The sequence below is a fragment of the Kangiella sp. M94 genome, assembly GCF_054926195.1.
On record NZ_CM142903.1, the window covers coordinates 555,485 to 579,223 of the forward strand.

A 23,739-nucleotide genomic window follows, 5' to 3' on the forward strand; every position below is an offset into this window, starting at 1 on the left:
GATGAAAGTCTCATCAGGCTTATTTTTTACACCAGTCTAGTTGTTAACGGGTTCTGTAGTTTCTTCGCTGGTTCCTAACACTTCGTCACTTTCTGTATCGGTATTTTCAATATCAACATCGGGAAGCGATTCCGTTTCTGTATCCAGTAATTCGGATCCACCCGCTTTAGCCTCTGCAACCTGCTTGAGTACCTGATAGTAACGTCGAATATTGTTAACATATTTAACGGGTTCGTCACCACGTGCATAACCATAACGAGTTCTTGAATACCATTTTTTCTGACGCAGCAATGGTAAGTACTCTTTAACAGACAGCCATTTATCAGGATTAGCGCCATCTGCTTCAGCCAAACGACGAGCGTCTTCCAGGTGACCAAACCCTACATTATAAGCAGCCATTGCAAACCAGGTTCGATCTGGCTCACCAATGCGCTCGGGAATTTTTTCTTTGACTAATCTTAAATAATCAGCACCGCCTAAGATACTTTGCTCTGCATCAAGTCGATTTTTAACACCCAGCTGCTTGGCTGTATTTAAGGTCAACATCATAAGACCCCTAACACCGGTAGGGGAGCGTGCATGAGGTTCCCAGTGTGACTCCTGATACCCCATTGCTGCCAACAAACGCCAATCGAGATCATTACCGGCCGCTTCGTAAAAGTAGGGGCGATATTGATCCAGCTTATTATCTATGGCGCGTAAAAACTCTCGGCTACCGACGTAATCAAATTTGGAAAGGTGACCATAGTAGCGCTCCGTCAAATAGCCCAAGGTACCGTCTTCACGGATTTTGGAGAAAAACTCAATCGCTTTTACATAGAGGCTGTTGTCATTTTCCTTGCGAAAAGCCCAGGCTAACTGTTCAGGTTCTGAAACGCTAAAAGCGACAGCCAGTTCGGGTTGAACCTGGCGAGCCAGTTGCAGTTCATTGGAATCAACAATGGTGTAATCAAATCGACCATCTAATACACCATCCAGTAAATCTTGCGGTGTTAAATCCGAGCGCTCTGTCCAGCTTAATGCAGGGTAATCTTGTTGTGATTTTAACAAAGCTTCGGAATGTGAGCTGTTGGCGACAACGGTCAGGTTTTTATCCACCTGGCTAAAATCACGTGGACGGTCATTGCCTTGCTTATAAACCATCTTACTGGTGATTTCCTGATAGGGCGGCCCGAAACGCAAATACTCTTCACGCTGCCGAGTTATGGTTAAGCCGGCCGCAGCAAAATCAGCGCGTCCACTGGCGACTTCACGAAGGATTTTCGCAATATCGTTCTCGGTGACGATCTGGACACGAACACCCAACTCATCGGCAAACAGCTTGACCAGGTCGTATTCAAAGCCACTAAAACCGTCTTCGCCAACATACATGGTGGTCGGTGAAATACGGGTATAAACTTTGATGTACCCTTGTTCCTGTACACGCTCGAGCTGGTTTTTGGGCTCTTTGCCGCAACTTGTCAGCAACACAAGTGATGTTATCAGTAGCGCAAAACCAATGAAGCTTTTTCTAAGGCCTTGATTCATTTAAGAAATTATAATCTTAGCGGTTGTTTGCCAACATTATGACTGCTTCAAGCCGAAAAGTGCAAATTAAAGCATTCAATTTCTCCTTTAGGACTTATCAATAACAGCCAATTAGAGTAAAATTTGCGCTTTCGCAATTCCTCCAGATTTACAGTCGAGATCGGTATGCTCATATTACGCGGTAACCCTGCCTTTTCTAACTTTCAAAAGTCATATTTACTCAAAGAAGCGTCAGCAGTTAGCTCTCAAGTCATTGATATTTATGGTGAATATGTTCATTACGTTGATACCAACAATGAGTTGGATGATGCAGAACTGAAGATTCTCGAAAGATTATTGGAATATGGGCCAAGCCGTCCAGCCAGCGAGCATTCGGGTCAGCGCCTGATTGTGGTGCCTCGCCCCGGCACGATTTCACCCTGGTCTTCGAAAGCGACCAATATCGCGCAAAACTGTAGTCTGGATAAAATCGAGCGAATTGAACGTGCTGTTGCGGTTTATTTTAAGACCAGCGATGGTGCCGAATTGAGCGCCGATGTAGTTGCTCAATTAAAGCCATTGATTCATGACCGCATGACGCAGTCGGTTTTCACCGAGCACAGTCAGGCGGAAGTTCTTTTTGAGCAACATCAGCCTAAACCACTCGCCCATGTCGATATTCTCGGCGGAGGCCGTGAAGCCTTAGTTAAAGCTAACACTGATATTGGCTTGGCCTTGGCAGAAGATGAAATTGATTATTTGGTTGAAAGCTTTATCAAGCTTGGCCGTAATCCATCGGACGTTGAACTGATGATGTTTGCGCAGGCCAATTCTGAGCATTGTCGGCACAAAATTTTCAACGCATCATGGACCATCGATGGCATCGAGAAAGAGATGTCATTGTTCAAGATGATTAAAAACACCTATCAGGTCAATTCCGAAGGTGTCCTATCGGCTTATAAAGATAACGCGGCAGTTTTCGAGGGCTTCACGGCCCATCGTTTTTTTGCCAACGCAGAAACCCATGAATACCAATACCATTTAGAGCCGGTACATGTTTTGTGTAAGGTCGAAACTCATAACCACCCAACCTGTATTTCGCCATACCCTGGCGCTTCTACTGGTTCTGGTGGTGAGATTCGTGACGAAGGCGCAACCGGTATTGGTGGCAAACCAAAAGTTGGTTTGACTGGCTTTACGGTATCGAACCTGAAAGTGCCGGGCTATGTTCAGCCCTGGGAAACGGATTATGGCAAGCCTGAGCGTATTGTCACTGCATTGGACATTATGCTAGAAGGCCCGATTGGCGGCGCCAGCTTTAATAACGAATTTGGTCGTCCGGCAGTGAACGGTTATTTCCGTACTTTTGAAGAAGAATTCGATTTCGACTTTGGTTCAGAGAAGCGTAAAGAAGTTCGTGGTTACCACAAGCCCATCATGATTGCAGGCGGTATGGGTAACATTCGCGAGCAGCATGTCGAGAAAAAAGAAATCAAACCGGGCTACAAAGTGATTGTCCTTGGCGGCCCAGCAATGTTGATTGGTTTAGGTGGCGGTGCTGCTTCATCCATGACCTCAGGAACCAGCCAGGAAGATTTAGATTTTGCTTCAGTTCAGCGTGATAACCCAGAGATGGAACGTCGCTGCCAGGAAGTGATTGACCGTTGTTGGGAGATGGGTCAGAAAAACCCAATTGAGTTTATTCATGACGTTGGCGCGGGTGGCCTTTCGAACGCCATTCCAGAGCTAGTGCATGATGGTGAGCGTGGCGGTAAGTTTGAGCTTCGCCGTGTACCCAATGCAGAAAAAGGCATGGCGCCAGTTGAAATCTGGTGTAACGAAGCGCAGGAGCGTTATGTATTAGCGGTCTCTCCTGACAGCTTAGCCAAATTCGAAGAAATTTGTGGCCGTGAGCGCTGCCCATTTGCAGTAGTTGGCGAAGCGACAGAAGAGTTGCACCTAGAGCTGGCCGATGAGCACTTTGATAATAAGCCTGTTGATCTGCCAATGGATATTCTGTTCGGCAAGCCGCCTAAAATGCATCGTGAAGCAGAGACTTTAGCAGCTCCATCAACGGCACTTCCTCAAGTTGATGATATAAACGAAGCGGTTGACCGAATTCTAGCTTTACCGGCTGTAGCCGATAAAACGTTTCTGATTACCATTGGCGACCGTACCGTCGGCGGTATGGTATCGCGTGACCAGATGGTTGGTCCGTGGCAGGTTCCGGTAGCCGATTGCGCGGTAACCACATCGACTCATAACAGCTACACTGGCGAAGCGATGGCGATGGGTGAACGTACTCCTGCTGCATTGCTGGATAGCGCTGCCTCTGCGCGTATGGCGGTGGGTGAAGCTGTGACCAATATTGCCGCAGCGAAAATTGATGACATCAAAAAGATTCGTCTATCAGCAAACTGGATGGCCGCCGCAGGCGCACCGGGCGAAGATGTGAATCTTTATAAAGCGGTTGAAGCCGTTGGTATGCAATTGTGCCCAGAATTAGGCATTACCATTCCGGTTGGTAAAGACTCGATGTCAATGAAAACCGTCTGGGAAGACAATGGCGAAAAGAAAAGCGTTACTGCACCTTTGTCATTAGTGATTACTGCCTTTGCGCCAGTGACCGATGTGCGCAAGAGTTTGACGCCACAATTGAGAACAGATTTGTCTCAAGAGAATGGCGGCTCTTCATTAGAGACTGAATTATTATTGCTAGATCTTGGCCGTGGTAAAAACCGCCTCGGTGCAACAGCCTTCACTCAAGTCTATAAATTGCTAGGTACGGAGCCAGCCAACGTTGACTCAAGCGATGACTTACGTAACTTTTTTAATGCCGTGCAGGCGCTTAATCATAATGATTTAGTTCACGCTTATCATGACCGTTCAGACGGTGGTCTATTAGCAACCCTGGTTGAAATGGGCTTTGCCGGAAACTGCGGCGTTAGCGTTGATTTGTCAGAACTGAATGGCACAGCCGAAGAGATTCTGTTCAACGAAGAACTTGGTGCAGTATTGCAAGTCCCTGCGGATAAACGCGATCAAGTTGAAGCGATTTTGGCCGAACATAAGGTCAACGAATTTGCTCACTTCATTGGTGAACCAGCAGAAACCAAAACTTTCAGCGTCACCAAAGATGGTAATGACGTTATCTCGCGCGACATGAAAGACTTGCGCGCCATCTGGTCAGAATTAACCTTCCGTATGCAAGCCATGCGCGACAACCCAGAGTGCGCACAACAGGAATTTGATAGCAGGCTTGATCTGGATAATCCAGGCATCAAGCCATTTGCCACATACAATGTCGATGAAAACATCGCCAAACCATTAATCTCAACCGGTGCACGTCCACGTGTAGCCGTTTTAAGAGAGCAGGGCGTCAACAGTCAGCTCGAAATGGCAGCCGCGCTGACCAAAGCTGGCTTTGAATGTATCGACGTTCATATGAGCGATATTTTAACCGGCCGCGTTAGCTTGCAAGACTTCATAGGTGCAGTCGCCTGTGGTGGCTTCTCATACGGTGACGTGCTTGGTGCAGGCGAAGGTTGGGCAAAATCGATTCTATTCAACTCACGCGCACGTGACGAGTTTGAAGCCTTCTTCAACCGTCAGGATACTTTCAGCTTAGGTATCTGTAATGGTTGCCAGATGATGTCAAACCTCAAAGAACTGATCCCAGGCGCCGACCACTGGCCACACTTCGTGCGCAATCAATCAGCGCAGTTCGAAGCACGTTTCGCCATGGTTGAAGTTGCAAAATCACCATCGCTATTCATGACCGGCATGGAAGGTTCACGCCTGCCAATCGCCGTCTCGCATGGCGAAGGCCGCGCAGAATTCAAATCAGACGACCTGGCAAAACAAGTTAACGAATCAGGTTTAATCACAGCGCGCTACATCAACAACTACGGCGACATCGCAGATACCTATCCAGCCAATCCAAACGGCTCACCATTCGGCATCACCGGTCTCACCACGAACGACGGCCGCGTCACCATCATGATGCCGCACCCAGAGCGCGTAGCACGCACCGTGCAAAACTCCTGGAGACCGGATGAGTGGAGAGAGGATGGGGCTTGGCAGAGAATCTTTTACAACGCTCGCCTTTCAATCGGTTAAAACTATCTTTTTTGCCTAACACTGCGTTACGAAGCTTTTTATCTTGCTCATGGACAACTAGTCCACTCCGCGAGCTAAAAAGCTTCAAGCCTTGTTTTAGGCAAAAAATCTAAGTTTTCACCTGATTGAAAAAATATTAAGTAAAACTGTCTTTCGACTGCCATGGATGGCGGGAATGCCAGCACAGTCGGGAACAGTGCTGGTATTATTCCAATACTGCGTTATAACCCTTTTTTAGGTGCTCACGGACAACTAGTCCGCTCCGCCCGCCTCAAAAAGGGTTATGCCTTGTCTTGAAAGAAAAATCCTGCTTTAAAAAAGTGCTACCTTTTGAAGTGGGTGTGGCTGTCGACCTAGCTCTGTCATACCGCGGCTTGACCGCGGTATCCAGCGACTTTCGGGCTTGTCATTCCCACGAAGACGCGAATTTCCAGAGTGGAAAAGGGTTTATTAGGAGGCTTACTTCTTTGCTCTCAAGTATGCCTCACAATTATCACTTAATGGGCATTTCGTTTGGTAATTTATAGACAAGCACTCACCGCTATTGAAAGATAGGTCTTTATTAGGCTCAATTTTTCTTTGGTAAGTTAAACCTTGAAAGAAACCACAAACCACTGTAGCGGGCTCTAAAGAAAGGTTTTGGTAAAAATAACTAAATACACTTTCTTGCAAGTTAAAACAGTATTGGTATGTCTTATTTAAATACCCAATAACATCGTTAATAACTAAAGCTCTTGAAGGGTTACCTAATCCGGGATGTATATAACAAATTTTCTTAGTTTTCTGATCTTTTGAACAAAAACCTAAACTCCCGTGTGTAAATTCTGTTCTATATTTATTAAGTTGTTGAAACCATTCATCATGAGCATCAACAAGCAGTATTGTTAACTCTTTAGGAAAATTTGAGCAATATTTTCCTTCCTTAGCTTTTGTAAATAGTTTGGATGTGCTTTTCTTCTGCATTCCTTGTATCTTTCGATCTTTTAAGACCCAGTACATAAAGTCTCTTATACCATCAAGAGATGCATAAAGCTCGTTTAGGCAGCACTCTATTAGAGCTGCTGCACGCTTAGAAAAGATGGCTGGAGAATGCCCTGTTTCATTTACTTCTTGATGATCAATATCCATTTTTAAAAGACTTTCATTTAATAAATCGGCAAGAGTCTTATACTTTTGAAAATGATCTAGAGCAGTCATAATACTTCGGTTATAGTATTTATTATCTTTTAACGGAGCGTACGTAAAGTGTCTTAGTTTAGTCGCAGAGCTCCACTGTTCAGGAGTGAACTTTATTAAGAATTGGGTGCTACCTGCTAGTGTTTTCATATTAGCTCCTGCTATATATCTATAAAGTAATTTAGCCTTACATTATTAAATAAAGCCTTTATTAAGTGTAGAAAATTGAGGTTATGAATAATGGCTATTAATATTCCTTTCAAAAAGATGGTGTCTAATACCAGCAAGTTGGCGATGGCGACTACTGTTCTAGTGTTTGGTCGGTAGGTAGTGATTTTCTGGATCGAAGTCATCCGAGAAATCAGGCTCTCTAAAAAAACTGATCGGCAAATTATATTTAATTACTAAATCAATTACCTGTATTGCTCCATCAGGTGCTTTTGCAGAGCCTGGGTTTTCCCTGTAGTAATAAACCGCACCATTATTATTTTTCAGGAACTTAAACGCCGACTCTATTATTGATATATCGGATGGCTTTCCATTGAGTAATAACTCTCCTGAAGAGAGAACACTTACCCTGGCGATATTGTCTCCTGCAGTTGCAGTTTGTATGTTTAAAATGATAATGATTAATGCGAACATCAGATACTTCATACTACTCCAGATATTTTATAATTCGAATTGGTTGCAACATATTATTTTCAAACCACTCACAATACAAGTTTGGTTTGCTTCTAAAATTGAGGCTTGCTCCCATTACCCCTTAGATTGAGCTGAGGTACGTACAAAATATAGTAATCAAAATCTGTGACTCAAAGGAATCCCTTTAGGGAGATGGAACGTATTTTGCGGCACCCAAGGGGGCAGACCCTGCGTTAAGTGGCTCGCCGAGTGGCGAAACCATAAGTCAAAATAAGAATCAAAACCTCGAAGTCGTTTCCACTCCTTCGAGGCTACAAAGAATCCTAAATACTCGCCATCAAACTAGCTGAAAACACTGTCAACAGTATCACTAGTATTATTTGAATCCTTGGTTGTGTATCAAATTATAGTAGTAACCAGATAACTAATAAAACTGTTGCGAACCAAAGAATTGTTATGTGCTTTAAATACTTCCGAGGCTCCCCACTTCTTTTATAGAACAAGTTCCGCAGCGAGTCCTTCTCACCCCCTCTCCAGAAATTTGCACGAAATGGGACAATTTTGTTGGGGTTAATAATAATAACCGCTAAAGCTAGTAGCACTATTAATATCGTAAAAAAGATTTTTAAATTAATTTCCATAGCTACTCTTATATCAATAAATATTATTACGTAAATTCAATTCTAAGTTATGAGACTAAATCCCCGCCATCAAGCTGGCCACTAAAGCCGTCAGCAACACCATCAAAATCACCTGTACGATTCCAATTAAAATAGCTTTCAAAAAGGTTGTACCCAATACCAGCATATAGGCGAGGGCGGCTACGGGAACGGTGACTAGCCAGCCGTAGGTGTCGTCTAAACCGGGGAAGTAGTAGTCTACGCCAAACTGGAATAATGCGGATACGATTAAGGCGAACAGGCAGGAGAAGAAGCCTGTGTTTCTGGCGCCGATAAATTTGGCGGCAAATTTTAGTGGTAGGACTAATAATAATACGACTATGAGTAGGTTAATTAATGTTTCCATGGTGTCTCCAAACTGTTGTTATGGTTATTTATCCGATTTGAATTATGGCATCTGACGATTGTTATTTCCAATTCATTGATAGTTGGTATGCATTGAGGAACAAAGACTTAACTTCAAAATAGGTTTTCCCTGTGGCATAGTATTGGCTGCTCAATTCTTACTGAATCTATTTTATGCGTGACCCGAAACTGGATCGTGACGCTTTGGCGTTTGTGGAAGGCGAGTTGGCGGATTGTTTGACTCGTTTAAACCGTGGCATTGAAAAAGAGAGTTTGCGTGTTACGGAGGATGGCTATCTTTCGACCAAACCTCACCCTAAGTCTTGGGGTTCGGCGCTGACTAATGAGTATGTGACGACTGACTATTCTGAGGCTTTGCCTGAGTTGATTACGCCGGTTTCGAATGACCGCTTAAAGCCTCGTCAGTGGTTGCAAGATATTCATCAGTTTATCTATCAGCACATGGATGATGAGATTCTATGGATTGGTAGTATGCCGTGTATTTTGACTAAGGAAGAGGATGTGCCCTTGGCCAATTACGGCAGCTCTAATGTGGGCATGATGAAGCATATCTATCGTCGTGGTTTGGGTTATCGCTATGGCCGTTATATGCAGGTGATTGCCGGGGTTCATTATAATTTCTCCCTTCCTGAAGATTTTTGGCCTAAATATCAACATTTCAAGCAAGATAGCGGCAATTTAAAAGATTTTATCTCCAATCAATATTTAGGTCTTATTCGCAATTACTTGCGCTACTGTTGGTTACTTCCATATTTGTTTGGTGCTTCGCCTGCGATTTGTCGTTCGTTTACCAAAGGTAAGGGCGGTTCTTTGTTAGAGGATTGTGGTGACGGTAGTTTATACGGTCAATATGCGACTTCTTTGCGTATGAGTGATCTTGGTTATCAAAATAATGCTCAGTCGAAATTCTCTATACGCCACAATGACTTAGACGAGTATGTGGGGGAACTGGAGCGGGCCATTCGGACCAAGGATGAGTTCTATGAAGAGCTTGGGGTTAAGGTTGACGGTGAATACCGTCAGTTGAACGCTAACTTACTACAAATTGAGAACGAATATTACGCGAAAATCCGTCCCAAGCGGGTCATTAATCCAGGGGAAAGACCGACCCAGGCTTTGAAAAGAGGCGGGGTTCAGTATGTGGAAGTTAGGTCACTTGACTTGAATCCTTTCGATCCCCTTGGTATAAGTCAGTCACAAATTGACTTTTTAGACGTCTTTTTGCTCTTTTGCCTGTTGCAGGAGAGCTGCAATCAATCGGATCGTGAGAATGCTGAAAACGACGAAAACTTCCGTCGTACGGTGTATTACGGCCGAAAACCTGACCTCGGGCTCTTGAGATTTAATCGAGCAATCCCACTAAAAGAGGCGGCATTGGCTATTTTCGAGGAAATGCGACCGGTTGCAGTGTTGCTGGATAAGAGCAACCAGACCAAGGCTTATACGCAAGCGCTTGGTGAGGCCATTGAAATGGCCAAGGATCCGGAGAAGACGTTGTCGGGTCAGTTTCTCAATAATATGTTGGCGTACGGTAAGGGTTACTATGGATACACCATGGACCTTTCGAAGAAAACGCGTCAGCACTTTCTATCTGAGCACATCAGCCCTGAGGTTGAGGCTCTGTTTGAGCGTGAAGCGGCTCAGTCGATTGAGAAGCAAAAGCAGATTGAGGAGAGTGACTCCTTATCTTTTGAAGAATATCTCAAGCAATATTTTGCTTAGACACATTTATTTAACCTAGTGAGGTGTTATGAACTATACCAAGTTCGATTTTTTGGGGATGACAGTAGGGCCGGTTGAGATCGCGTTTTTGATCTATCTGGTGTTCATGATTGGTATCGGTATCTGGGCTTACATGCGCACTAATGATTCCAGCGATTATATGCTGGGTGGTCGCGGCCTGGGTGGTGCGGTAACTGCATTAAGTGCTGGCGCATCGGATATGAGCGGCTGGATTTTGATGGGCTTGCCTGGTGCGATTTATTTTTCAGGGCTCTCTGACTCTTGGTTAGCGCTGTTTTTAATTATCGGTGCCTACATAAACTGGAAGTTTATTGCCGGTCGTTTGCGTTCCTATACTGAAATTGCCGACAATGCATTAACCCTTCCTGATTATTTTGCTGGCCGTTTCCACGATGCTGGTAAGTCGCTACGTATCGTTGCCGTATTGGTTATGATTGTGTTCTTCGGCTATTACATCGGTTCTGGTCTTGTTGCGGGCAGCAAGCTGTTCGAATCAAGCTTTGGTTATGATTACAATACGGCGTTATTGATCAGTTCCATTGTTATTATTTCGTATACTTTCCTTGGTGGTTTCCTGGCGGTTTCCTGGACTGATTTTTTCCAGGGTTTAATCATTATGATCGCTCTAATAGTAGCGCCGATTGTGCTACTGGTTGAGTACAACGGTCTTAGCGGTATTGTTGAAGCCACGCGTGAAATTAAGCCAGAGGCTGTGAGCTTTACACAAGGTTTCTTTGATAATAACGACTCTTTCAAATGGATTGCCTTTTTATCACTGGCTGCCTGGGGTTTAGGTTATTTCGGTCAGCCACATATCTTGGCACGTTTTATGGCGATAAAGAGTGTAAACACCGTACCGCAGGCTCGTCGTATTGGTATGAGCTGGATGATTATCTGTGTGCTGGGTGCAGTATTTATTGGTTTCGCCGGTATTGCTTACTTCGGTGGCGACTTTAATGCCAAAGCCTATGTATTGCTAAGTGCGGAAGATGTTGCAGTACTAAGCACTAAGCCAGGGAGCGAGAAAGTGTTCCTGTTATTGACGCAGGCACTGTTTAATCCATGGTTAGCGGGCTTCCTGTTAGCAGCAATTCTGGCAGCGGTTATGAGTACTATCGACTCGCAATTATTAGCAGTTTCAAGCTCAGTTACCGAAGACGTTTATAAACCATACATGCGTCCAGATGCTTCTGAAAAAGAACTGGTTTGGGTTAACCGTTTTGTGGTGATTCTGGTTGCCGGGATTGGTATTGCAGTTGCGATGGGAGAATCTAGAAATGTCCTTAATCTAGTCGGTCAAGCTTGGGCAGGTTTTGGTGCCGCCTTTGGTCCGGTTATTATTTTCTCTCTATTATGGCAACGTATGACTCGTCATGGTGCATTAGCAGGTATTGCAACGGGTGCGGTGACCGTATTGGTTTGGGACTGGTTGGGTAACAATACCGATATTGCATTATTCAAGCTGTACGAAATGTTACCAGGCTTTGTATTGGCCAGTTTAGCAATCGTTATTGTGAGTAAGTTAACTAAGGTTGCTGAAACCACTTACAATCAGTTTGACTGGTATCGCAACGAATTTAAGAAGTACAAAAGCTAATGAGCAACCTGGTTATTCGAGAAGCGGTGCGTCAAGACGCGCCGCAAATTCTTGGCTTCATCAGAGAGCTAGCAGAATATGAAAAGCTGTCGCATGAAGTGGTGGCTAGTGTCGCTGATATCGAGCAGACCGTGTTTGCTGATGACGCCAGAGCGCACTGCCTGATTGCTGAGTACGAGGGGAAGCCAGCCGGCTTCGCCTTGTACTTTTTCAACTACTCAACCTTTTTAGGTAAATACGGTATTTACCTGGAAGATCTTTACGTTAAACCAGAGTTCCGCAGCAAAAAAATTGGTTATAGCCTTTTGCAGAAACTGGCAAAAATCGCCGTTGAGAAAGATTGTGCACGTGTAGACTGGTCTGTTTTAGACTGGAACCAACCTGCAATCGATTTCTATAATAGCATCGGCGCCAAGCCAATGGACGAATGGACCGTGTTCCGTTTAACCGGTGATGCGTTGGGTGATTTTGCGGATAAGTCATAACTCAATTTGCTTCTGGTTATTTCTCTAGATAGATTCCGAAAGTTACAGTCTAGGATTATTATAGGATGGGTTAGGCGATAGCCGTAACCCATCAATTACAAAAGCGATGGGTTACGCATAAATGCTAACCCATCCTATGACTTCCTGTTAAAGCCTCCTAGAGAGGCTTTTTTTATGACCATTCTTTATTGCCTGAACCTACCCCAGTTGCTACTCTATCGGCACTTTAATTTTTAAATCAGTCTTCAGTTGGAATTTGTTATGTCTAAGATCGGCACTCCTTTATCGAATACGGCTAAAAAGGTCATGATGCTCGGCTCGGGTGAGTTGGGCAAAGAGGTGGTTATTGAGTTGCAACGCTTTGGGGTGGAGGTGATTGCAGTTGACCGTTATGCCAACGCGCCTGCGATGCAGGTGGCGCATCGTAGTCATGTGGTCAATATGCTCAATGGCGATGCGCTAAAGCGTTTAATTGTAGAAGAAAAACCGGATTTAATTGTGCCTGAAATTGAGGCTATTGCGACGGAGACTTTGTTAGAAGTCGAGAAAGAAGGTTTCACCGTCATACCAACCGCGCGTGCGACTCGCTTGACGATGGATCGCGAAGGCATTCGACGTTTAGCGGCAGAGGACCTTGGTCTTGTGACTTCTCCTTATCGTTTTGCCGATACCTATGAAGAATATAAGCAGGCTGTAGCAGAGATTGGTTTGCCTTTCGTGATTAAGCCAGTCATGAGCAGTTCCGGTAAAGGACAATCAACGGTGAAAACTGAGGAGCAAGTTGATGCGGCCTGGAAATACTCGCAGGCGGGCGGGCGTACCGGGGAAGGACGCGTAATTGTTGAAGGTTTTGTGGATTTTGATTATGAAATCACCCTGTTAACCGTCCGATCGGTTAAAGGAACTCAGTTTTGTGCACCCATTGGCCATATTCAGGAAGATGGTGATTACCGCGAGTCGTGGCAACCACAGGCGATGTCAGAAAAAGCGTTAGCTGAAGCACAACACATGGCTAAAGCTGTGACTGATGATTTGGGCGGTTATGGACTTTTTGGTGTAGAGATTTTTATTAAGGGTGATAAAGCGATTTTCAGTGAGGTATCACCAAGACCACACGACACCGGCCTGGTTACTTTGATTTCTCAGGATTTGTCTGAGTTTGCACTGCATGCCCGAGCGATTCTTGGCTTGCCGATTCCTGCTATTCGTCAGCTAGGTCCGTCTGCTTCAGCAGTGATATTGGTTGAAGGTGAATCACAGGAGGTGGAATTTGGTAATCTTGAAGCAGCTCTATCTGAGGTTGATACTGAACTACGACTGTTTGGTAAGCCTGAGGTTAGTGGCAAGCGACGGATGGGGGTTGCCCTGGCTAAGGCAGATTCGGTAGAGCAAGCTAGAGCTAAAGCACGTAATAGTGCTGCTAAAGTCACTATTAAGCTTTAAGGTTTACTAAGGACAGTTTTTTCGGACGGTAAAAAAGAACTCTCTTGGGCTTAAGTGTCATTACTCGTAGCGAGTGATACCCAAGAGAGTCAAGTGTGACCTACCTATTTACAAGCCACTAGTTGATTTGGATTGATTTTGTTGGCTTTTCACTGCCAGCTTTTTTAGGCAGGTGGATGTTTAGCATGCCATCTTTGAACTCAGCTTTGCATTGATCCGTGTCAACATTATCAGGCAAGGTAAAGCTGCGAGTGAAGCTGCCATAGAATCGCTCCAGCCTATGTTGTTTTTCGTCCTTTTCTTCATAGCGACGTTCGCCCTGAACACTGAGGATATTATTCTCGATATTGATTTTGACGTCTTCCTTTTTAACCTCCGGTAGTTCTGCTTTGACCAGAAACTCATCAGCTTTTTCGATAAAGTCGACAGCTGGACGCCACTCATTACCAATCCCATTCGACATTTCGTCAAATAAGCCTGACACAGGGAAGTTAAGATAAGATTCGATATTGGAAAAGGGTTTCCACTTTGATAGTTGCATAATACACCTCCAAATTATGTAGTTTGCTATGCTAGACTAAACCTATCAACCTCATGTCATTTTGATCCAGATCAAAATAATGTTAGGTTGAAAGGGTATAACTAACGTATCTATCACGTATACCTATTAGAAACACCTGTTAGACAAAGGAGAGAGTTATGGGTTCATATAAACAGGTTCTAGTGGCATTAGACCTTCGCAAAGAAGGGGAAGCCATTATCCAAAAAGCACAAAATATTCTGGCAGATGGTGGAGACTTGCACCTGCTCCATGTCGCAGAACCCATCGAAGCAGGACTCTGGGCGGGTGCACCGTTTGGAGCTGTTATCGTCAATACTGATGATATTGAGCAGGAAGCGATTAAAGCTAAGACTAAGCGTATCAATGAGTTTGCCAAAAAATATGGTGTTGCTGATGATCATTGTCATATCAAAATCGGTAAGCCATCACGCGAAATCAAGAAATATGCTGAAGAACAACACTGCGATATGATCGTTATCGGAACTCATGGACAGCATGGTTGGGAACTACTGTTAGGCTCGACAGCTAATGGCGTTCTACATGGCGCACCTTGTGATGTGTTATGTGTCCAGATGCGTAAACCGAAAGAGTAATTTAATACCAAAAAAGGAGCTCATTGAGCTCCTTTTTTTTAACTGTGATTATCCTTTATTTGTCTTTAAGTGGCTTAAAGGTAATCAGCATGAGTGGTAACAAGGTTAAATTAAGGAACAGTGCTACCGCCATTGCAAAGCCAGTCAGTAAACCAAAGTAGATTGATGGAATAAATTCAGACAGTGCCAAGATGGCAAAACCTACAATAATGGTTACACCAGTGTAATAAATCGCTTTACCAATACTACCGTGGCAACGCTCCATGGTTGCCAGATAATTATTATCCTTAGTGAACTCACGTTTAAAGCGATGCACATAGTGAATCGAGTTATCTACTGCGATACCTATCACAATGGCGGCAATGGTAATGGTCATCATATCCATCGGCACGCCCATCCAGCCCATAATACCGAGCACCAGCGCTGCTGAGAGAGCATTAGGGATGGTTGCGAGGATAGCAAGAACAAATGAACGGAACAGCACCAGGAACATTAGCAGGATAGCGAGGTAGACTACGCCAATGGTCATGATCTGCGAATCAAACAGGCTTTGTAGCATATTGTTATAGAGCACCAACATACCGGTAAAATGAACATGTTCCGGTTTAATACCGGTTTCATTAACAATAAAAGTATTGATGGTATCAATTAGCTCTGAGCGCTTTAAATCTGGGTTAGTTTCTTCGACTCGAATATTGATACGAACCTGGTCGCCATCATCAGAAAGGTATGGGTCTAATAATGTTTTTCGGACATCATCAGGCATCTTTTGATGCACCAAGGTTAAAGTCAGTTCATCAGGATACTCACCGTCGTTCATTCCTTTCAGAACTTTTGCCGTAGTAGTCAGTGACTGGACTTTGCCGGTGACTTCGAGACTATCAATGTAATCATGAATCTTTTCTAGCGTTTCCAGTTTACTGCGGGTAAACCAATAACCGGCATCGTAACTGCCACTATCAAATTCATCGGAAAATTCGTCTTCAAACTCATCCTCGGCAAACAGTGATTTCTCATCCGGATCAGCGTCGATAACGATGTCTAACGGGGTTGTACCACCAAGCTGTTGGTCGATAACGGTCATACCCCGATAAATTTCGGTGGTTGGTTTGAAATAATCAATAAACCGGTTTTCGACTTTCAGCTGAGAAATTCCATAAGCACTGAAGAGCACTAATAGTATTGCTAAAACAAAAATAGCCGGTTTGAATTTTACGCTGATGTTGTAGATCCAGTGAGTGATTTTGTAAGTGATGCTGGAGCCACTTTGATGCTTTTCAGTACTGAGCAATTGAATAAAGCTTGGGAATACAATGAAAGTAATAATGAAACCTAACGCTAAGCCAATAGTCATGATCCAGCCAAAATCAATAACCGGACGAATACCGCTGATTAGCAATGAAATAAAGGCGACAATGGTGGTGAGAGCCGTATAGAGGCAAGGCCAATACATGGTTTTTATAGTGGCTTTGACGCGCTCCATTTGTGAACTACTGGGGTTGTCAGAAATAAAGTCTCGATAAAAAACAACCAGGTGCACATTCAATGCTAATACGGTTATCAGCAAAATCGACGGAAAGTTGGATGAAATGACGGTTATTCGCCAATCGAGATAACTCAATAGACCCGCTAAAATAAGCACGGTAACCAAGCAAGAAAACAGAGGGACTACAACCCAGCGCAGTTTGCCAAAGAAGACAAATAGCGCAACCATGATAAAGAGTAATATGCCGATACCAAATACGGTGATGTCATGCTGAATAAAATCAAGCATGTCATTGGTAATCATTGATATACCACCGAGGTACATTTCGGCCACGTCTCGGTAATCATCCATAATGATTCTAACGTCTTCAATGATCTGGCTGGTGCGCTCGGAAACTTGCTTGCTATAAGCATCGAACTCCTCTTCCAGTCGTTCAAGTCGGTCAGATTCTTCAGCAGAGAGCTCTTGCTGGCTACGTTTTAAGCGTAGCTGGTCGCGAGCATCAAGTAGTTCGAAATAACGTTCATCGCGCTCAAAGTTAACTTGAATGGCACTGGTTTCACCGTTTTCTCCAACTAACAGATTGGTATAAAGCGGACTGCTGGTGAATTCTTCGAGTGCTTTTTGCTTATCAACACCTTTGTCCATTAATGTTGGAATTTCAGCAGATAGGGCTTCAGCATCAAGCTTAATGCCATCAAGCAAAGGAACATTAAGAATACTGTTGATATTGGCGACAGTTGGGATCTGCTCTAAACGGCTGACCAGATCTTGCAATGACGCCAGAGCCTCTTCATCCATTAAGCCAGCGTCAGGCTTCCAGGTAATAATCAGGAAATCATCCGAGCCATAGCGTTCATTCACCTGGCGATAAAAATTTAATGATTCATCATTTTCGAGAGTGAGTGATTCACCGGAGGCATCCAGACGAAACTTAGGCAACTGAGTTGCAGCAACCACTGATAGAATAATTACCAAGCTCAGGGTAATTATCGGATGGTTTAAAATTAATTTCTGATAAAGCTTAAAAAAGAAATTTTCTTTATTTTGAGTCATGGATGAGTTCCAAGTTTAAATATCAGTGTCTGGTGCGCGGTATAACTTAGGCATAATCCGCACAGTTTTAATAAGGTTGTCTTTGACTTGCAAAATTTCCATCGGGTAACCATGCAAGCGCAAGCCCGTCGAAGCTTCGGGAATGGTTTCCAGATATTCAGTAATCAGTCCGTTTAATGTTTTTGGACCATCAAGAGGTAAGTACCATTTCATGGCTCGATTCAATTCACGAATAGTGATGGTGCCGTCCACTAAATATGTCCCATCGTGTTGTGCTTGAATTTCTTTATTGATGTTGGACATTTCTGTGGTGAAGTCGCCGACAATTTCTTCCAGAATATCGTCAAGTGTGACTAATCCTTCAATATCGCCATACTCATCAACCACTAAACCGATACGGTCGCGCTTACGCTGAAATTTCATTAGCTGCGTGTGTAGCGGTGTACCTTCCGGCACATAATAAATAGGATCCAGAAAATCAAGAATCGCTTCAGGAGTAGGTTCTTCAAGTTCTAAAATACGGCCAAAGTTGCGTGCGTGTAAAAAGCCCTGCACCTGATCAATTTCTTCTTTAAACACGAGTAGTCTGGTGTGGATACTGTTGCGGATTTGTTCAAAGATATAATCCATGTCATCCGTTAAATCGATACCGGCAATTTCATTGCGAGGCACCATAATGTCGTCTACAGAGACGGTCTCCAGATCTAAAATACTCAACAGCATTTTCTGGTGGCGACGTGGAATCATCGCACCAGCCTCATTAACCACCGTTCTCAACTCATCCTGGCTAAGGTGATCCTCGCCTTCTTTGCCGGCATTGACGCCAAACAGTTTTAATAAGCCATTTGCCAGAAAACTAATTAATTTAATGACCGGCGAAAAAATGGCTGAAAGAGGTTTTAGAATGGGTGCTGCAAAAAAAGCAATACGTTCAGGATAGAGGGCGGCTAGAGTCTTTGGGGTTACTTCAGCGAAGATTAGAACAACAACGGTTAACATTAAAGTTGCCGCAAATATGCCGCCTTCACCCCAAAAGCGAATGGCGATGACAGTGGCAATGGCCGAAGCTAAAATATTAACAATGTTATTTCCGAGCAATATAAGCCCGAGAAGTTTATCCGGACGCTTGAGCATGTTGTAGACCCGTTTGGCACTGTGGTCTCCATTTTTTGCTCGGTGTTTCAATCGATAACGATTGAGCGACATCATTCCCGTTTCTGAGCTGGAGAAAAAGGCTGAGAGAAGGATCAGTAAGCCAAGAATGATAAACAGGGTGCTGGTCGACAGGGTTTCCAAACACTAACCTCGCTGAAGAATGTAGTCTAGCACCAGCTTACTGCCAACGAATCCAATTGCCAGAACGATAAAGGCAATAATGCAAAGCCGAGCAAAGCGAATACCACTTAAACGGGATAACTTATACCCGAGGTAAAATGTACAGAAGCTGAACCAGGCTAATGCTGAAAGAATGATTTTGTGCAGTGACTGGGCTTTTAATGCGTCATCCGGTTGCATAAAGCCAAGCACCAAGGCAATGCCTAAACTGATAATTCCCGAAAGCACCAGAGCGGACAGAAACTGTTCCATTTGCATTAGTGGTGGCAAAAGCGGGTGAATGGACGCTGGCCTGCTACGCAGTTTTTTGTGTAGGAACAAGACCAAAATACTCTGAAATGTCGCTACCAGAAGTAAGCTAAACCCAATGACTGAAAGCCAGATATGCCAGAAAGCCAGTACGTTACCTTTGAGCATTAGAATATTGGGTTTCTCAGGCAAAATATTAAGAAGTGACACCACACCAGCAAATAAGCAGGCATAAAGCATCAAGTGTGGCGTTTGGTGGCTTAATCGATAAACGGCTATCAACAACACCATGATGAGTGAAATCAACGATAAGGTATTAAGTAGCGATAAATTCTGACCAGCGCCGGTTTCTATTGCCAAATAAAGTGCGTACAGATGCAAAGCAATGGGTGCCAACGGCAACCATTTTCCCCATTCTGGTACTTCTTTGGCCGGGTGGTTAAGACGGAGAATAAAAAATACCGCCAATACAAGATAAGAAAGCCCGGTAATTATATCGATTAACACTGCCTTAAGGCCTTTAGTTTGTTAGAGTTTTCTTAATCCGCCATTTTAGAGCAAATTAACACTGAAACAAGCGCTATCTATGAGAAATACTACAACAAAGCCACTTGCTTTTCGTTATAATGCCCCTAATTTAATAAAAGCCATTAATTTGAGATAAGCAACAATGTTTGACAGTTTAAGTGATCGTCTCTCCGGTGCCCTGAAAACGCTAAAAGGAAAGGGCAAAATCAGTGAAGACAATATTAAGGATACGTTACGTGAAGTGCGCATGGCCTTGTTGGAGGCTGATGTTGCATTGCCGGTTGTTAAAGCCTTTATAGCTGACGTGAAAGAGCGTGCGTTAGGCGCTGAAGTGGGCAAAGCTCTCGATCCTGGCCAGGCTTTCATCAAAATTGTTAATGATGAGCTGGTTAAAGCGATGGGCGAGGCCAACGATGGCTTAAATCTGAGTGCTAAGCCACCCGTTGTTATTTTAATGGCAGGTTTGCAAGGTGCGGGTAAAACCACCAGTGCCGGTAAGTTGGCCCATTTGCTGCAAACCCGCGAAAAGAAATCCGTGATGGTTGCCAGTGCCGATGTCTATCGTCCTGCGGCGATTAAACAGCTTGAAACAGTTGCTGGCGAAGTAGGCGCTACCTTCTTCCCCAGCTCAACTGATCAGAAACCGATTGATATTGGCAAAAACGCCATCAAAGAGGCGAAAAAGCAATTCATCGACGTGGTCATTATCGATACCGCAGGTCGTTTAGCGATTGATGAAGCCATGATGGATGAAATCAAAGCGCTTCATGCCGCTATCGAGCCAACCGAAACCTTGTTTGTAGTTGACTCAATGACCGGTCAGGATGCGGCAAATACGGCCAAGGCCTTTAATGATGCTCTACCGTTAACCGGTGTCATTTTGACTAAAGCAGATGGTGATGCACGTGGTGGTGCGGCCCTATCAATCCGTCACATTACAGGTAAACCAATCAAGTTTATCGGTATGGGCGAGAAAATCGACCAGCTGGAGCCTTTCCACCCAGAGCGTGTTGCTTCAAGAATTCTTGGCATGGGCGATGTCTTAAGCTTGATTGAAGAAGTCGAGCGTAAAGTCGACAAGAAAAAAGCCGAGAAAGTCGCCAAGAAAATCATGAAAGGCAAAGGCTTCGATCTTGGTGACTTCCGCGATCAGCTTTTGCAAATGAACAATATGGGCGGTATGGCCGGCTTAATGGATAAGCTACCTGGCATGGGGCAAATCCCCGAAGCAGCCAAGAAAAAAGCTATGAATAACAAAATGACGGACCGTATGATCGCCATGATCAATTCAATGACTCCCAAAGAGCGCGCGCGCCCAGAGCTGATCAAAGGTTCTCGTAAAAAGCGTATCGCCAATGGTTCCGGAACCCAGATTCAAGACGTCAATCGACTGCTTAAGCAATTCAATCAAATGCAAAAGATGATGAAAAAGATGAAAGGGCCAGGTGGCATGATGAAGATGATGCGTGGCATGAAAGGAATGATGCCTCCGGGAGGAGGGATGGGTGGTGGACCCGGTGGAATGCCTCCATTCGGCCGATAAAAGCTTCTAATAGCTTCGTTAAATATCCTTAACTTTTTGACTCATTTACTTTTAGTAAACCACGGCAAAAAGTTAAGGCATTTGCCTCGCTCTAGAAGCTTTTTTAATTCTTGTAGTACCTAAAATCACTGAATACTTTGTTAAAAATCCTTTTCAACCTGGTTACTTACTGATGTAAGCGCCCATTTTGAAAAGGATTTTCGCCTCGTACTAAGCGACTTTATCTCACAGTGAAACTTGTCTCGGTAATTTAAGGCGAACTAGCCAATTTAAGTTAGTGATTACTTTTCTTCTGTAATAATTACTGTCCCTTTTTTCCTTTCTTCTTGAATGTATTCTTCCATAAGATCGATGTTAGCCTTCATTTTTTTGAGGTTTTCAGGCTGAATTTTGGTGGCAAACTCTAGACAGGCTTTACCAAAGCTACTTGCAAGATCTGGAATCGTGTTGCCACCCCAAACACTATTTAAATTGCATGTCACTTGTACCTTTTCGCATGCATTAATATTGACACGAAGTCTGCTACCGGTACATTTTGGAAATTCTTTTTTAAGATATGAAAGATAACTTTCTGCAACCGCAAGATTGCTGTATTTTTTATAAATATTAGAGGATGCTTTTATGATTTCCTCCTTTTTTTCGGGAGGGATAAGTGACTTCACATGCTCAAAATGCTCAGAAAGTGGCTTGCTATTGTCTTCTTTTGCGACTCTTGCCCAGCCATAAGCTTTTTCTAGGCTTTGCTCTCCGGTAAGTCCATTTAAGTATATAACGGATAAGACATACTGAGCATATTTGTCGCCAGCCCCTGCTAGCTGCAAGTATAACTGCTTGGACTCTTCGAATTTTTCTTCTTTGAATAGCTTATCCGCTTGTGTTTTATCAAGCTCATTAATAACGTAAAACTCTTTGTCGTTACTAAGAGCACCAGAGGAGAAACATAATATTGTGATCAGTAAGAATAGTTGTTTGATTAGCATAGTCCATTTTTCCTTTGCTTAAATTTATTATCTCTCATTAGACGTTAGTCATATTGAGAAGGTGACAAAATTGTATGTATCTCTTAATTTGAAGATATTAAAACAATATAATATGTCAGTAGCTGAGAGCTTACTTTGCTGGAGCACAAGCCCAGATTAGGCCGTTACTTGCCTAATCTGGACTTGAATAACAACTAGAAGTCGAACAGCTCACCGAGTAAGCTTTTCTTCTTTTTTCGTTTGTAATTATCGCGGTCGCCGTAGCCATGGTGTGCACGTGGCTGGTCGGGATACTTGTCTTCTCGAGGCTTTTGCGGTTGCGGAGGGGCAACTTCCGGCACTGGCGCTGAACGCTCAATAATTTTGTCCAGTTCACCACGATCCAGCCAAACACCACGGCATTTCGGACAATAGTCAATCTCGATTCCTTCGCGAGTGGTCATAGCTAAATCGACACCATCACAAACAGGGCATTGCATAGAAGTAACTCCTTTAAGATAGATAATTGAATAACTGACAGTTTATTTATATCAATATTAGATGCGCTTGAGTATCAATCAATAATAAAGTTTCGTCAGCAAATGTTACTGTGTTGAATGATCGGCGGAAGGGTTAATGCATGAGAGTGAAGGCTATTTATGGCCTTAGTAAATATAAAAGGTGAGGTTTTGCCGAATTAGGTGAATAAGGTAGTAAATATAAGGACTTTTTAGGTAAAATCGTTTCCAAATGCCGTGTATTTAATGTAAAATTCGCGCTCTTAAAATTTTGAAAGCCTTCAAAAGCCTCGATTTATGGCGCTTTTAGGGCTGTTTTGTACTTAAAACAGAGGATTTGAACGATATGGTAACCATTCGTTTAGCTCGTGGTGGTTCTAAAAAACGCCCATTTTACCACGTTGTAGTTGCTGATGTTCGCGCTCGTCGCGACGGCCGTTTCATTGAGCGTGTAGGTTTCTTCAACCCGGTAGCTCGTGGTAATGAAGAGCGTTTACGCCTTGATAATGACCGTATCCAACATTGGATCGGTGAAGGCGCGCAAACTAGTACCCGCGTAGCTACTTTAATGAAACAAGCTGCAAAAGCTTAATTAAATCGTTCTAACAGACTGATTTAATAGGGTTTTCTATGTCACAAGCTTTTAAGCCGCTTATTGTCGGTAAATTGAACGGAGCTTCTGGCATCAAAGGGTGGGTAAAAGTTTTTTCTTATACCGACCCGAAGGAAAATATCCTGAATTATAGTCCCTGGTATTTGAAGCTGGATGGCCAATGGCAACAGGTTTCAATTATCAATGGACGTGAACAGGGTAAGACTGTGGTGGCTCAGCTTGAAGGTTGTAATGACCGCAATACGGCAGAGAGTTACCGTGGCGTTGAGATTGCAATTGATGAATCTCAACTGCCTCAGCTTGACGAAGGCGAGTATTATTGGCGTGACCTGATTGGGTTGACGGTAGTGAATGTCGCTGGAGACGAGATGGGAACAGTCGAAAAAATGATGGAAACGGGTGCAAATGATGTATTAGTGGTCAAAACCGCTTCGAAAGAAGAATTGCTAATACCTTATGTCCCCGAGTATAGCGTGATGAAGGTCGATCTGAAGTCTAAGCAGATTACGGTTGACTGGGAGTTTGATGACCAGTCATGAA

At 43.8% G+C, this 23,739-nt stretch carries 19 protein-coding genes; 9 read left to right on the forward strand and 10 right to left on the reverse strand.

Annotated elements, in window-relative coordinates:
* Positions 1 to 36: 36 nt before the first annotated feature.
* A complete protein-coding gene (gene mltF / locus ACYTXU_RS02630; protein ID WP_462208140.1) occupies positions 37 to 1,527 on the reverse strand; it encodes a membrane-bound lytic murein transglycosylase MltF in 1,491 nt (496 codons plus the stop codon).
* Positions 1,528 to 1,692: 165 nt separating this feature from the next.
* On the opposite strand from mltF, the gene purL reads away from it, so the two are divergent.
* Positions 1,693 to 5,625, forward strand: coding sequence for a phosphoribosylformylglycinamidine synthase (purL, locus tag ACYTXU_RS02635; RefSeq protein WP_462208142.1), 3,933 nt, complete (start codon positions 1,693 to 1,695; stop codon positions 5,623 to 5,625).
* A gap of 459 nt (positions 5,626 to 6,084) precedes the next feature.
* On the opposite strand, the gene ACYTXU_RS02640 is transcribed toward purL, so the two are convergent.
* The 3 genes from ACYTXU_RS02640 to ACYTXU_RS02650 form a co-directional block, all read right to left on the reverse strand.
* A complete protein-coding gene (locus tag ACYTXU_RS02640) occupies positions 6,085 to 6,951 on the reverse strand; it encodes a hypothetical protein (protein ID WP_462208143.1) in 867 nt (288 codons plus the stop codon).
* Between the two features lie 159 nt (positions 6,952 to 7,110).
* Positions 7,111 to 7,455, reverse strand: a complete 345-nt coding sequence (locus ACYTXU_RS02645) for a hypothetical protein (protein WP_462208145.1) — start codon at positions 7,453 to 7,455, stop codon at positions 7,111 to 7,113.
* A 684-nt stretch (positions 7,456 to 8,139) separates the two neighbouring features.
* Positions 8,140 to 8,469: a hypothetical protein gene (locus ACYTXU_RS02650; protein ID WP_462208146.1), complete on the reverse strand. Its 330-nt coding sequence runs from the start codon at positions 8,467 to 8,469 to the stop codon at positions 8,140 to 8,142.
* A gap of 173 nt (positions 8,470 to 8,642) precedes the next feature.
* On the opposite strand from ACYTXU_RS02650, the gene gshA reads away from it, so the two are divergent.
* The 4 genes from gshA (at position 8,643) to purT (ending at position 13,757) form a co-directional block, all read left to right on the forward strand.
* Entirely contained in the window at positions 8,643 to 10,211 is a 1,569-nt protein-coding gene (gene gshA, locus ACYTXU_RS02655) for a glutamate--cysteine ligase (protein ID WP_462208148.1), read from the forward strand.
* A gap of 28 nt (positions 10,212 to 10,239) precedes the next feature.
* Positions 10,240 to 11,829 (forward strand): sodium/proline symporter PutP, encoded by a 1,590-nt coding sequence (gene putP / locus ACYTXU_RS02660; protein ID WP_462208149.1) that lies wholly within the window; start codon positions 10,240 to 10,242, stop codon positions 11,827 to 11,829.
* A complete protein-coding gene (locus tag ACYTXU_RS02665) occupies positions 11,829 to 12,314 on the forward strand; it encodes an N-acetyltransferase family protein (RefSeq protein WP_462208151.1) in 486 nt (161 codons plus the stop codon). Before putP ends, ACYTXU_RS02665 begins: the two co-directional genes overlap by 1 nt.
* Before the next feature lie 261 nt (positions 12,315 to 12,575).
* Complete coding sequence (purT, locus tag ACYTXU_RS02670) at positions 12,576 to 13,757, forward strand: formate-dependent phosphoribosylglycinamide formyltransferase (protein ID WP_462208153.1); 1,182 nt, start codon at positions 12,576 to 12,578, stop codon at positions 13,755 to 13,757.
* A gap of 118 nt (positions 13,758 to 13,875) precedes the next feature.
* Here purT and ACYTXU_RS02675 read toward each other — a convergent pair whose 3' ends face one another.
* Positions 13,876 to 14,298: an Hsp20/alpha crystallin family protein gene (locus ACYTXU_RS02675; protein WP_462208154.1), complete on the reverse strand. Its 423-nt coding sequence runs from the start codon at positions 14,296 to 14,298 to the stop codon at positions 13,876 to 13,878.
* 158 nt (positions 14,299 to 14,456) lie between these two features.
* Here ACYTXU_RS02675 and ACYTXU_RS02680 point away from each other — a divergent pair, with 158 nt between their 5' ends.
* Positions 14,457 to 14,912, forward strand: coding sequence for a universal stress protein (locus ACYTXU_RS02680; RefSeq protein WP_462208156.1), 456 nt, complete (start codon positions 14,457 to 14,459; stop codon positions 14,910 to 14,912).
* A gap of 55 nt (positions 14,913 to 14,967) precedes the next feature.
* On the opposite strand, the gene ACYTXU_RS02685 is transcribed toward ACYTXU_RS02680, so the two are convergent.
* From ACYTXU_RS02685 to ACYTXU_RS02695, 3 genes are read right to left on the reverse strand one after another with little or no spacing between them, the layout of a single operon-like run.
* Complete coding sequence (locus tag ACYTXU_RS02685) at positions 14,968 to 17,454, reverse strand: efflux RND transporter permease subunit (protein WP_462208157.1); 2,487 nt, start codon at positions 17,452 to 17,454, stop codon at positions 14,968 to 14,970.
* Positions 17,455 to 17,469: 15 nt separating this feature from the next.
* Entirely contained in the window at positions 17,470 to 18,750 is a 1,281-nt protein-coding gene (locus tag ACYTXU_RS02690; protein WP_462208159.1) for an HlyC/CorC family transporter, read from the reverse strand.
* A 3-nt stretch (positions 18,751 to 18,753) separates the two neighbouring features.
* Positions 18,754 to 19,545, reverse strand: a complete 792-nt coding sequence (locus ACYTXU_RS02695; protein ID WP_462208160.1) for a cytochrome C assembly family protein — start codon at positions 19,543 to 19,545, stop codon at positions 18,754 to 18,756.
* A 163-nt stretch (positions 19,546 to 19,708) separates the two neighbouring features.
* Between ACYTXU_RS02695 and ffh the strand changes: the two genes are divergently transcribed.
* Positions 19,709 to 21,109, forward strand: a complete 1,401-nt coding sequence (gene ffh, locus ACYTXU_RS02700; protein WP_462208162.1) for a signal recognition particle protein — start codon at positions 19,709 to 19,711, stop codon at positions 21,107 to 21,109.
* A gap of 281 nt (positions 21,110 to 21,390) precedes the next feature.
* Here ffh and ACYTXU_RS02705 read toward each other — a convergent pair whose 3' ends face one another.
* Together ACYTXU_RS02705 and ACYTXU_RS02710 are read right to left on the reverse strand one after the other, a co-directional pair.
* Positions 21,391 to 22,089, reverse strand: coding sequence for a hypothetical protein (locus ACYTXU_RS02705; RefSeq protein WP_462208164.1), 699 nt, complete (start codon positions 22,087 to 22,089; stop codon positions 21,391 to 21,393).
* A gap of 194 nt (positions 22,090 to 22,283) precedes the next feature.
* Positions 22,284 to 22,568, reverse strand: a complete 285-nt coding sequence (locus ACYTXU_RS02710; protein WP_462208166.1) for a TFIIB-type zinc ribbon-containing protein — start codon at positions 22,566 to 22,568, stop codon at positions 22,284 to 22,286.
* 364 nt (positions 22,569 to 22,932) lie between these two features.
* Between ACYTXU_RS02710 and rpsP the strand changes: the two genes are divergently transcribed.
* Together rpsP and rimM are read left to right on the forward strand one after the other, a co-directional pair.
* Positions 22,933 to 23,178 carry a 30S ribosomal protein S16 gene (gene rpsP / locus ACYTXU_RS02715; RefSeq protein WP_012800762.1) on the forward strand — a complete coding sequence of 82 codons (246 nt, stop codon included), beginning with the start codon at positions 22,933 to 22,935 and terminating at the stop codon, positions 23,176 to 23,178.
* Positions 23,179 to 23,216: 38 nt separating this feature from the next.
* The gene (gene rimM / locus ACYTXU_RS02720) at positions 23,217 to 23,738 is read left to right on the forward strand and encodes a ribosome maturation factor RimM (RefSeq protein ID WP_462208168.1); all 522 of its coding nucleotides are present in this window, start codon (positions 23,217 to 23,219) and stop codon (positions 23,736 to 23,738) included.
* Position 23,739 lies beyond the last annotated feature (1 nt).

Bases quoted from the DNA above. Each gene is read 5' to 3' on its own strand.
- ffh (WP_462208162.1), top strand. From the start codon at position 19,709: ATGTTTGACAGTTTAAGTGATCGTCTCTCCGGTGCCCTGAAAACGCTA.
- ACYTXU_RS02675 (WP_462208154.1), bottom strand. From the start codon at position 14,298: ATGCAACTATCAAAGTGGAAACCCTTTTCCAATATCGAATCTTATCTT.
- purL (WP_462208142.1), top strand. From the start codon at position 1,693: ATGCTCATATTACGCGGTAACCCTGCCTTTTCTAACTTTCAAAAGTCA.
- ACYTXU_RS02705 (WP_462208164.1), bottom strand. From the start codon at position 22,089: ATGCTAATCAAACAACTATTCTTACTGATCACAATATTATGTTTCTCC.
- purT (WP_462208153.1), top strand. From the start codon at position 12,576: ATGTCTAAGATCGGCACTCCTTTATCGAATACGGCTAAAAAGGTCATG.
- ACYTXU_RS02640 (WP_462208143.1), bottom strand. From the start codon at position 6,951: ATGAAAACACTAGCAGGTAGCACCCAATTCTTAATAAAGTTCACTCCT.
- ACYTXU_RS02665 (WP_462208151.1), top strand. From the start codon at position 11,829: ATGAGCAACCTGGTTATTCGAGAAGCGGTGCGTCAAGACGCGCCGCAA.
- ACYTXU_RS02645 (WP_462208145.1), bottom strand. From the start codon at position 7,455: ATGAAGTATCTGATGTTCGCATTAATCATTATCATTTTAAACATACAA.
- putP (WP_462208149.1), top strand. From the start codon at position 10,240: ATGAACTATACCAAGTTCGATTTTTTGGGGATGACAGTAGGGCCGGTT.
- ACYTXU_RS02650 (WP_462208146.1), bottom strand. From the start codon at position 8,469: ATGGAAACATTAATTAACCTACTCATAGTCGTATTATTATTAGTCCTA.
- gshA (WP_462208148.1), top strand. From the start codon at position 8,643: ATGCGTGACCCGAAACTGGATCGTGACGCTTTGGCGTTTGTGGAAGGC.
- rimM (WP_462208168.1), top strand. From the start codon at position 23,217: ATGTCACAAGCTTTTAAGCCGCTTATTGTCGGTAAATTGAACGGAGCT.
- ACYTXU_RS02680 (WP_462208156.1), top strand. From the start codon at position 14,457: ATGGGTTCATATAAACAGGTTCTAGTGGCATTAGACCTTCGCAAAGAA.
- mltF (WP_462208140.1), bottom strand. From the start codon at position 1,527: ATGAATCAAGGCCTTAGAAAAAGCTTCATTGGTTTTGCGCTACTGATA.
- rpsP (WP_012800762.1), top strand. From the start codon at position 22,933: ATGGTAACCATTCGTTTAGCTCGTGGTGGTTCTAAAAAACGCCCATTT.
- ACYTXU_RS02710 (WP_462208166.1), bottom strand. From the start codon at position 22,568: ATGCAATGCCCTGTTTGTGATGGTGTCGATTTAGCTATGACCACTCGC.
- ACYTXU_RS02685 (WP_462208157.1), bottom strand. From the start codon at position 17,454: ATGACTCAAAATAAAGAAAATTTCTTTTTTAAGCTTTATCAGAAATTA.